The sequence below is a fragment of the Clostridium celatum DSM 1785 genome, assembly GCF_000320405.1.
Taxonomy (GTDB): Bacteria; Bacillota; Clostridia; order Clostridiales; family Clostridiaceae; genus Clostridium; species Clostridium celatum.
This window is the reverse complement of the sequence record NZ_KB291687.1, coordinates 1-658: the sequence shown is the minus strand read 5'-3', so window position 1 is coordinate 658 and position 658 is coordinate 1. Positions and strand designations below refer to the sequence as shown.

At 31.5% G+C, this 658-nt stretch carries 1 pseudogene; it reads left to right on the top strand.

The features are described from left to right. Nucleotides 1–17 precede the first annotated feature (17 nt). Nucleotides 18–658, top strand: a pseudogene (locus tag HMPREF0216_RS13310) (beta-hexosaminidase); the annotation flags it as partial.

Here is a 658-nt window from a genome sequence, read left to right as displayed (position 1 = left end):
ATTCTGGTGAGTTAACAATGGCTGAACTTGATGATTCTGTTGAAAGAATAGTTAAATTAAAAATAGACAGAGGCATCATGAATGTTAATGATGATACTAGAACTGTTGAAGAAAAAATAGCTACTGCTAAAACTATTGTTGGTTCTGATGAAAATAGACTTGTAGAAAGAGAAATATCTGCTGAAGCTGTTACTGTAGTTAAAAATGAAAATAATATATTACCTTTAAACCCTAAGGAAGGTGAAAACGTTCTTCTTATAGCTCCATATAATAACGAGCTTCCTGGAATGCAATTTGGTGTTACTAGACTTGTTGCGGAAAATAAAATTAATTCTGTAAATATAGAAACTCATCGTTATTCAAATGGTAATTTGTTAACTGATGAATTAAAAGGTAAAATAGAAGCTGCTGATTACGTTATAGTTTTATCAGAAATGGGTAATTTCTCTCATTTAAATGCTAACCACTGGATAACTGCTGGTCCAAATTCTATAGTTGATTACGCTAATGAACTTAATAAAGATTCTGTAGTTGTAAGTGTTGGTAAACCTTATGATGTTGCAGTTCATAAAAATTCTAAAGCTGAAGTAATCGTTTATGGATATAAGGGAATGGACCCAACTGAAGCTGATGGTGGATTAACTCCAACTCAAACATT